The organism is Moorena sp. (assembly GCF_982860115.1).
Window position 1 is genome coordinate 1 of sequence record NZ_CEYLVT010000256.1, and the last position, 9781, is coordinate 9781.

7 protein-coding genes are annotated in these 9781 nt (G+C 42.7%); 3 read left to right on the forward strand and 4 right to left on the reverse strand.

Annotated features, from left to right (window positions below):
- Positions 1–1084: glycosyltransferase (locus AC4II3_RS28160; RefSeq protein WP_488015716.1), on the reverse strand; the 1084-nt coding region annotated here is incomplete at its 3' end.
- Positions 1085–1455: 371 nt separating this feature from the next.
- Between AC4II3_RS28160 and AC4II3_RS28165 the strand changes: the two genes are divergently transcribed.
- On the forward strand, positions 1456–3513 hold the full coding sequence (locus AC4II3_RS28165; protein ID WP_488015718.1) for a tetratricopeptide repeat protein: 2058 nt from the start codon (positions 1456–1458) through the stop codon (positions 3511–3513).
- Here the strand turns inward: AC4II3_RS28165 and AC4II3_RS28170 are convergent.
- Positions 3496–3636 (reverse strand): hypothetical protein, encoded by a 141-nt coding sequence (locus tag AC4II3_RS28170; RefSeq protein WP_488015720.1) that lies wholly within the window; start codon positions 3634–3636, stop codon positions 3496–3498. The genes AC4II3_RS28165 and AC4II3_RS28170 overlap by 18 nt on opposite strands.
- Before the next feature lie 146 nt (positions 3637–3782).
- Here AC4II3_RS28170 and AC4II3_RS28175 point away from each other — a divergent pair, with 146 nt between their 5' ends.
- Positions 3783–4625, forward strand: coding sequence for a class I SAM-dependent methyltransferase (locus AC4II3_RS28175; RefSeq protein WP_488015722.1), 843 nt, complete (start codon positions 3783–3785; stop codon positions 4623–4625).
- Positions 4626–4877: 252 nt separating this feature from the next.
- Positions 4878–6674, forward strand: coding sequence for an FkbM family methyltransferase (locus tag AC4II3_RS28180; RefSeq protein ID WP_488015724.1), 1797 nt, complete (start codon positions 4878–4880; stop codon positions 6672–6674).
- Positions 6675–6966: 292 nt separating this feature from the next.
- Here AC4II3_RS28180 and AC4II3_RS28185 read toward each other — a convergent pair whose 3' ends face one another.
- Positions 6967–8298 (reverse strand): tetratricopeptide repeat protein, encoded by a 1332-nt coding sequence (locus tag AC4II3_RS28185; protein ID WP_488017342.1) that lies wholly within the window; start codon positions 8296–8298, stop codon positions 6967–6969.
- An 835-nt stretch (positions 8299–9133) separates the two neighbouring features.
- Entirely contained in the window at positions 9134–9367 is a 234-nt protein-coding gene (locus tag AC4II3_RS28190; protein WP_070394947.1) for a hypothetical protein, read from the reverse strand.
- Between the last annotated feature and the right edge of the window lie 414 nt (positions 9368–9781).

Sequence of the window (9781 nt, forward strand, 5' to 3'; positions counted from 1 at the left end):
TCCCTGTTCCCTGTTCCCTGTTCCCTGTTCCCTGTTCCCTGTTCCCTGTTCCCTGCTCCCTGCTCCCTACTCCCTGTTCCCTGCTCCCTACTCCCTGCTCCCTGTTCCCTGCTGCTCGCATCCCCCCCTTATTAAGGGGGGCTAGGGGGGATCTATTACCAGCCCCATCCACCACAATAATTTCATAGTCGGAATAGTTTTGAGCCAGCACACTGTCCACTGCTCGCTTAACTAGCGCGCTAGTATTATTAACAATAATAATCACACTAACTCGTGGTGAATCGTGATCATGCCAGGGTTTTAGCTGCCTGGTGCTGTCAGCAATGGTGCCTTGTCCTTGGACATTGCCAATAGTTTTATTCTGTTGGGCTTCCTTACCCATATGAGCCTCATTTTTGCCCCCCATCAGATGACCGTAGCTATGATTTTGATGCACTGCCATCACCACTTCGCTGGCATCGACTATGGGATAACCCTTCATCGCCGCAGTAGTTACCATCCAGGTATCCCAATATCCCCGTCCTACCGCAAACTTAGGGATAGTAGGGAATAAATATTTAGGAAAGATAAAGTAATCCTTAGCATCATGAGCACCTAAACAACCGGTTTGATAGACTTGTTGACACAGGCTTTCTTCCCAGGTAGGAGACTGAAATTCTATGGGATTGGACAAGTCAAGATTCCAGCGTCGTCCAGTGATTAAAAATGTGTCTAGGTGTTGGCAGACCTGTTGAATGGCTTGGGTAAAATCCTTCAGTAAAATAATATCAGCATTGATGTAAGTGATGATATCGTAAGTTGCTTGCTCCTGGACTTGGGCAAATACACTATCCAGTAGAGGAGTGCCATAGCTATTGCACTCGATATCAGGAACATGATTAACTCCTAACTCCTGAGCAATCGCAGCTGTACCAATTTCATCACCAAATAAAATGATTTCTGGCTTAGGTTTGAGCAAAGTCCAGCTAGTAATGGCGTTGTGCTGGATGATACCAATCTTACCTAGGAAAGGCTTAGGCACCGTGAAAATGCTGATGCCTAGGGTTGCTGGAATCTCTGGCTTGATATACAACGGTTCGGCCATTGTGCTGATTGCTAATCCTTGATATTGATGGTATTGTTATAGAGTTTGCATCTGAGTTGTAAACACACGTATTGCCGAAAAAGGCACAAGGCAAGAGCCAAAAGGCAACAGGGGAAAGCGATCCTCAGTTTTATTGTCCAAGAAAAAAAGACCATTAAGGTTTACATCTCAAATGCAAAGGCTATTTTATATAAGCAAATCGAATAGATTAGCTAGAATCGATTAGCTAGAATAATCAAGTTTTGGCGAAATCCCTAAGATAGCAGAATCAATTCGATTAGAAAATGCTAGATAGAACACAATTTTTTAACCATCTTTAAATAACAGTATAAAGAAATAGTATTAGGATGCCCTGCCAAATAGAACTAGCTATGGTTGAAACTTCTGTAAGTATTGCGAACCAATTGAGACAGCAAGGACAACAGAGTGAAGCAATTGCAGCATACCAGGAAGCAATTGAGTTACAGCCAGATAATCCAGGAATTTATCACCTCTTGGGACAATCTCAGGCTCAGCAGGGAGATTTAGAAGAGGCGATCGCAAGCTACCAAAAATCAATTGCCCTCAATCCTCAACAGTCGTTTTGGGTATACAAACATCTCGGGGATGCTCTGACGGCTCAAGGAAAACTGGATCAGGCCATGGAGGCTTACCAGGAGGCGATGCAGTTTGAGCCAGACCATCCCGATTTTTATCACAATTTAGGACAAGCTCAAGCACTACAGGGAAATTTAGAAGACGCGATCGCATCCTACCAAAATGCGATCGCACTCAATCCTAGCCATCCGTTTTGGATCTACAAAAATCTCGGGGATGCTCTGAGGCAGACTAATCGATTTGATCAAGCAGTTTCCGCTTACCAGGACGCAAATAAGTCTGACCCGGAAAATGAGAGGATAGTATATCCTAACTTGGCACAATGTCAGCAGCAACAGGGCAATTTAGACGATGCGATCGCCTCTTACCAAAATGCGATCGCACTCAATCAAGACCAGCCAGCTTGGGTTTACCGAAATCTCGGGGATAGTCTGAGCTCGCAAACTCGATGGTATGAGGCCATTACCGCTTACCGTCGCGCTATAACCATTAACCCCACCATCAATGGGCTTAAAGAGAGCTTAGCCGATGCTCTGCGAGAAACCAAACAATTGGAGGAAGCGATCGCAGCCTATCGCGATGCCATTGAAACCAATCCCGACCGCTTTGAGTCTCACCATTGGCTAGGGGATTTATATCGAGAAAACAAGAATTGGGAGCAAGCCGCAGCAGCTTACCAATCCGCCATAGCACTCAACCCCTACAATGCTTGGACTCACAATAATTTAGGCTTAGCCTTAGCCCAACAAGGGAAGCTAGAAGAAGCCGTAGCCGCTTATCAACAAGCCATAGCCCTATCCCCCAATCAGTACTTTGAGTTTTACCAAAAATTAGGGGAGGCTCTCACCCAACTCCAGCACTGGCAGGAAGCAATTATCGCTTATGGTCGTGCCATTGACCTCAGTCCAGAAAATCCTGATTTATACTACCCCTTGCGCAAAGCATTGGAAGCATTGGGACAGTGGCAAGAACCAGACTATGAACCGCCATCAGAAGACCCTTGGCTAGCCGCTCACCAATGGGCAGATACTTTGCGAGAACAGGGGAAAATAGCAGAAGCGATCGCAGCCTATCGCTATGCTCTCGATATCAATCCCAACTGTTGTGAATCTTACCATTGGTTAGGGGATTTACTCTTAACCCAACAGAATTGGGATGAAGCAGCAACAGCTTACCAGCGAGCCATAGAACTAAATCCTTACAATCCCTGGTCTCACCATAATTTAGGGCTAGCCTTAACCGAATACAGCAAATTAGACGAAGCAGTAGCAGCCTTAAACCAAGCCATAGCCCTATGCCCCAACCAGTACTTTGAATTTTACCAAAACTTAGGAAACGCCCTCAGCAAACTCCAGCGTTGGGATGAATCCCTTACCGCCTATGGCGATGCTATTACATTAAATCCAGGCCATCCTCAGTTACACAGTAGTTTAGCAGGTGTATTGGTTCAATTGGGAAAGTCCGATGAGGCGGTAGCGTCCTACCGCCGCTCTATACAGTTAAACCCAGATGACCCCGAGATACAGGAAAAATTAGGAAATGTGCTTCGAGAAAGAGTTCAGGTCGATTTAGATCAAGCAATGAGCTGTTATCGTCGAGCCATTCTGACTAATCCAGATAATCTCGATAATTATCACAAAGCATTAGGGATACAATCCAACGATCCTGAACTGTATCTACAGTTAGGCAATACATTAGTTAAACAAAATCAGTTAGACCAAGCCATCATTTTCTACCAAATCGCCCTCGAGATCCAACCCGAAAATTATGAAGTAAAGGCTCAGTTGACCAGTGTTTTGGAAAAACAAGGCAAGCTAGGGAGTAGGGAGTAGGGAGTAGGGAATAGGGAATAGGGAGTAGGGAGTAGGGAGTAGGGAATAGGCAATAGGCAATAGGGAATAGGGAATAGGCAATAGGCAATAGGGAATAGGCAATAGGCAATAGGCAACCTTCAATTTTAAACTTACAACTTTAAACTTACAACTTTAAACTTACAACCTTCAACCTTCAACCTACCCTACTCCGACTCCCGATTCCCGACTCCCGATTCCCGACTCCCCAAGACAAAACTACCTCACCAAATTGATAACTGCTATTAAAAATGAAAACTGAAAAATCCTATAATGGCACGTTCCTCTATTTCGATTATCCCATAAATCAAAAATCAAGATATGGGTTTGGGAAGCCTCCTCATCCCAAACTGTATGAAATAATTAATCGAGGGAGAGAGACTTACAAAACTTATCTCAATAGCTTTTTGCAATACCAGGAAAACCTGCTAAAATTCGCCAATAAAGCTATAAAAGAGCACTCCCCCGAGCCATCATTATTCAATCCCTGGCTCCCTGGTCTTGATGCCGTATCCCTTTATAGTATTATACGCTTGAATAAGCCTAAACTCTATTTGGAAGTTGGGTCAGGAAATTCCACAAAATTCGCTAGGCGAGCGATCAAAGATGGTGGGCTAAACACTAAGATTATATCTATCGATCCTCAGCCAAGAGCAGAAGTTGATTTAATCTGTGATGAGGTAATTAGAAAACCTGTCGAAACTGTTGACATTGCTATTTTTGATCAACTGGAATCTGGGGATATCTTATTTGTCGATAATTCCCATCGAGTATTCATGAATTCCGATGCCACAGTAATGTTTTTAGATGTTTTATACAAATTAAAACCAGGTGTCATTGTCGAGTTCCATAATATCTTTTTGCCCTATGATTATCCTCAAAAATGGCACAAGCGCCATTATTCTGAACAGTATGTATTAGCCGCCTACATCTTGGCAGAAGGCAGTAAATTTGATATTATTTTGCCAAACGCTTTCATCGCTTACGATCCAGAGTTAAAAGCAATAATATCATCCCTTTTGCAATTACCTGAAATGACTGGTGTTAATAAAGGAGGAGCTTCCTTTTGGCTTAAAATGAGAGAAGTCTCTTGAGGATTATAGGGAATCGGGAATCGGGAATAGGGAATCGGGAATCGGGAATCGGGAATAGGGAACAGGAAAAAGTTTGAAGGTAAGAGGCAAGAGGCATACATGCTAAAGTTTGAAGGAAAGAAGTCTGTTTACAACCCAGATAAAAACGCTATATCATAACTACTCTAGAAGAGCCCAGGATTTTTTCCCTACTCCCTGCTCCCTGCTCCCTGTTCCCTATTCCATACTCCCTGCTCCCTTTAAAATTTAACTATGGCAATCAAATTTTGGAATGGTATTGCATTAATTGAAAATGATACCTATAGGACTCAATTAATCCCAAAAGTAGGACGCTTAGATCACGATCAATCACTGCTGAAGGAGATTTTACCCCATATACCAAGGGGTGGTGTGGCCATCGATGTTGGTGCCAACATTGGCGATCACACCATTGCTTACTTGAATAAAGTCGGCCTAACTGGTCGAGTATTAGCATTTGAACCCCTGCCAGAAGCTTATGAATGTCTGACGTTAAATGTACCAGGGGCAGAATCCTATAACTATGCTCTTTCAGACCAAGAAGAAACCCTGAATTTGGTGATTAGACCGAATACAGGAGAGAGTTTTTGCTCCTATTCAGATTCCTCACAAACCATTCGAGCTGTTCCATTAGATTCCTTTGAGTTTACCCAGTTAGACTTGATCAAGTTTGATATAGAAGGTTGGGAGTTAAAAGCCCTCAAAGGAGCCGAAGAGACTATATATCAACATCAACCTCGGATGGTGATTGAGATTAACGAGAAAGTATTTAAACAAACCCTCGGTAATCGACAGGATATTTACGATTTTCTGAGGCGGCATCATTACGATTTACAACCAATACAACCAAAGACAAAGCTTAACACTGAGAGAATTGATGTACTGGCGATACCAGAGAAGGCACAATACTTCTGTGGCTTCCATCATAAATTAGGGAAAGCTTACACAGAAAGTAATCAACTTGATCAAGCTATCATCGCTTACCGTCGTGCCATTGGCCTTAACCCCACGATATCTTCCTCTCATTACAACTTGGGGGAAGTCTTGGAGAAACAAGGTCATCTCGAAGCTGCGATCGCATTTTACCGTAAAGCCATTGACCTCAAACCTGATCACCATCAGTATCATATTACCTTAGGAAAAGCCTTAGCCCGAAAAGCCATGGCCGCTGAAGCAGTGGCTGAGTATCGCTTAGGGATGTCCCTTAACCCTAACTTCCAGTGGTCAGAAGATAATTTTGGGGAAGCTTTATTAGAAGGTCTGTATAAACACCATAGTAAAAACCATAGTAAAGGTTTCCAGGAAAACCCTAGTCAAAATAATAACACAAGCCACGACTGTGGTGTAATTTATTTAGCCATTGGGGAAAAATTTAAACAAGAATTTATTAACGCTTATAAGTTTTTCAAGAAATCTAATCCTACTATCCCGATCTCCCTATTTACCGATTGCCCCATGGGAGAATTAGATGGCTGTACAGTCTATCCCTTAAATGAGAAGAAAAATCCTCATAAACTAAAAGTAGACATCTTAAAAAGGAGCCCTTATCAAAAAACTCTATTTCTTGATACAGACACCTTAGTTGTTGGTGATATTTTTCAGATATTTTATTTACTAGATGACTGTGATTTATGTATAACTAAAGAACCTAATGTTGACTATAATCAAACACCATATAAATATCTTGGTTATGAATCTAAAAAAACCATAAACACAGGAGTATTTGCCTTTAAAAAATGCAAATTCATTAGTAAAATGATAGATGGCTGGATTACTCTGGTATCAACACAAAATGACTCAACTATGAGAGCAGGACATTTTGGTGACCAGTACTATTTTAACCAGTTATTACAATCAGGTTTATTCGAGCAAGAAGGAGGCAAAGTAAAAGTCATAGACAACAAGATTTACAATGTCAGACCTCAGCATCTACCTCACCTAATCAAAGATGGCTTGTTTGATCAAGCCAAGATAATTCATGTACGACTCCCCGCTTTTTTACCTTCACTTATTTCTCTTAAAAAGAAATAGGGAGTAGGGAGTAGGGAGTAGGGAGTAGGGAGTAGCTCACAGGGGTAGGTTTTTTACATTTGGGTAAAACATGGGACGACTCAGAGGAAGTTGCATTGGACGGTTGAATCAGGTTTCGGACCGATTGTTATCGCTAGGCTCACTCCAAATTCCCTTCTATTTTCCCCACCCCCTACCCCCCACACCCCACACCCTATCCAGTTTAATGCCTTGTTGTCACCCCCTGAGTAGTCAGGGTTAGGTTGCTACCCGTAACGCACCACTGCTGAATCAAACAACTGTATCGCTTTTTTCAGATTCTCTTGCCTATCACCATGGATGCTGTCACAATAGGCGGCTCCAGATTGTTTTGAGTCATTGCCCAAGCCATGGGTAAGTCTTGTGTGGTGCGAACGGACGAAGCTTGTTGGAATGCTTCAATAGCAAGTTCTAGATTTTTAGCCCTGTCCCCACGGATTCTGTTTCTGTAAGCAATACCCAGCTTGGTTTGAGTCTGTGCCCACTCCATGGGGAAGTCTTTTTTGGTGTAAACTTCCAAAGCCAGTTGGTATTCTTCAATGGCAAATTCTAAATTATCAGCCCTATCACCACCGATTCTCTCAGTGTAGGCATTGCCCAGGTTAACTTGAGTCTGTGCCCACTCCATGGGGAAGTCTTCTTGGGTGTAAACTTCCAAAGCCAGTTGGTATGCGTCAATGGTAAGTTCGAGATTATAAGCCCTGCCCCCAAGCATTCTCTCACTGTAGGCTTCAGCTAGGTTACTTTGAATCTCTGCCCAATAGTAGGGGAAGTGTGATTGAGTGTAAACTGACGAGGCTAGTAGGTATCGGGCAATAGCTTTTTCCAGATTCTCAGCCCTGTGGTAGCGGATTCTGTTTCTGTAGGCATCGCCTAGGTTGATTTGAGTCATTGCCCAATAGATAGGGAAATCTGATTTGGTGTAAACTGACAATGCTCGTTGGTATTGGGTAATGGCAAGTTCTAGATTATGAGCACTGTCGCCACGGATTCTGTTTCTGTAGGCTTGTCCCAGGTTGGTTTGAATCGCTGCCCAACTTTCCCGCTTACTCTCACGGGTAAACACCGTTAGCACCTGTTTGTAACCAGCAATGGCGATTTCCATGTTATTGGCTTTATTGCCTAGAGGACACTGCTGGATCAGGTTGCTGAATTCCCAAATAACTTTAGCAATGTATTCTGCTTGAGCTTCTGAGAGTTTAGCACTTGCCCAGGTTTGCAGGATATTGATAAAGTTATCATCCAGTTTGTCTAGGTTGGCTCCCAGGAGTGGGTAGATCACTTTCGGGTCGCTATCGCTGTTGTCAGTTGCCAGCAATACCTCTGTCAAAAATTTCAGATAATCTTGGGATGAGGGATTAGCTGAGGTAGGGGTTTCTGAGATTCCCAGGATATCTAACAGCTCACTCCTCAGACCCAGTAAAACTTCTGCCCTATTTTGCTTGCCCTCTGCTGTTAGTTGTTCTGCTACTTGTGCCATTACCTGCAATAACTCTGAATCCACTAACTCACGGTTGGTCTCAAGAATTTTGAATTCTTCACCGCTGGGACAAGTTAGCACTTGCTCGATCAGCTTCAGGTATGATCGTAGTTTTTGTTCATCCATTTTTGCTGGTTTTTTCGGGTGCATCTGACTTGGGCAAACATAATGCTATTGAAGGCTAAAAAACTTCTCCCGTTCCCTGAATTGTAGATTTACAACCTTGAGATGCACCGCTTTTTTCTTACCCCTACTCCCTACTGCTTTCCCCCCTTTAATTAAGGGGGGTTAGGGGGGATTTCTACTCCCTAAAAGCCACAACTTGTGTAACTCACCCAATTCAGAACTCCTATAACTATAGCGTTTTCTAGTAAGGGTGAGGTACATCTCAATTTTATTTTTTGCTCCGAAGCTCCGTCCGCGTTTGCGCAGCGTCTGGCTCTGCCAGTAAGCGTGGCCCACGGCCTTAGCTTCCGACTCCCTAATCTCTACGGTGCGCGTTCCCTAAAACCCGGAACGAAAGTAACTTACCAAATTAATAATTACCTTAACTATACCAATAAGAGCTAATTTGTAAAGTAAATATTAAGAAACCTGAAAACCTTGCTATGATTGTCTTTTTGGTATTAAATAGTTCAATTGTTCTAGTTTAGCGCAAGCCTTATCCTACAAAGATTACAGCGAGTTGACAAATCAGCTCTAAAAAAAATCGGTCAAGTTCTGGTTAACCCCAATCCTTGACCGAATTCTATTGTGTAAACGTCAACCAGTACAGCTTAACTGCACTCAAATCTGAATAACGACTGATCAACTAATACATTCGTCCGTAGTCAGTGCTCAGTGGTCAGTGGTCAGCCATTGGCTGATAGCTGTTCGCGTAGCGTGCGCGTAGCGCTTAAGCTTAAAAATAACCTCCACAATTCCTGGTCGCCAGGGCGTCAAACCCTGGCAAAACCCTATCCTAGTCTACATAGAAATATCGAATCAAAGTGGTCATAACCTCACCAGGGTTTTCGGTAGGTTCGGGAGTGCTCCACTCGTCGGGATAGGCGTATTTAAGACCATAAATGGCATAAATAGTATGCCGAACTTGTTCAGGAGAACCGATCAAGATGTGCTTGACTTTCTTAGGTTTACGACCAGGGTTTTCAGGGTTCTGATTTTCATCGGAGTTGGGTGGAAGATTTTTCGTCATGACTAGTTATTCGTTAATTTGGATGACATTATTAATATATCAATAAATTAATTATATTGTCAAGGGGTTTAGAAATTTTTTTTATTACGAAATATGGAGATAATGGAGACCGTGGGTAGGGTGATAATTGTGGAGAATATTGGAATATAAACTCGTTTTTATTTGTCTATATTTTTGATAAACTTAATCGTATATAAAATGAATCGTAGGGTGGGCAGTGCTTCCGAGCAATTACAAAGCTTAAGGTAAGTTTAATCGGCACTGCCCACCAACAGGAACTTATTTAATACAATTAATCCTAGAATCGTAGGGTGGGAAGTGCTTCCGAGCAATTACAAAGCGTAAGGTAGGTTTTATCAGCACTGCCCACCAACAGGAACTTATTTAATACAATTAATCCTAGAATCGTAGGGT

Excerpts from the sequence above, each read along its gene's own strand:
- AC4II3_RS28165 (WP_488015718.1), top strand. The coding sequence starts at position 1,456 with ATGGTTGAAACTTCTGTAAGTATTGCGAACCAATTGAGACAGCAAGGA.
- AC4II3_RS28175 (WP_488015722.1), top strand. The coding sequence starts at position 3,783 with ATGAAAACTGAAAAATCCTATAATGGCACGTTCCTCTATTTCGATTAT.
- AC4II3_RS28180 (WP_488015724.1), top strand. The coding sequence starts at position 4,878 with ATGGCAATCAAATTTTGGAATGGTATTGCATTAATTGAAAATGATACC.
- AC4II3_RS28185 (WP_488017342.1), bottom strand. The coding sequence starts at position 8,298 with ATGGATGAACAAAAACTACGATCATACCTGAAGCTGATCGAGCAAGTG.
- AC4II3_RS28190 (WP_070394947.1), bottom strand. The coding sequence starts at position 9,367 with ATGACGAAAAATCTTCCACCCAACTCCGATGAAAATCAGAACCCTGAA.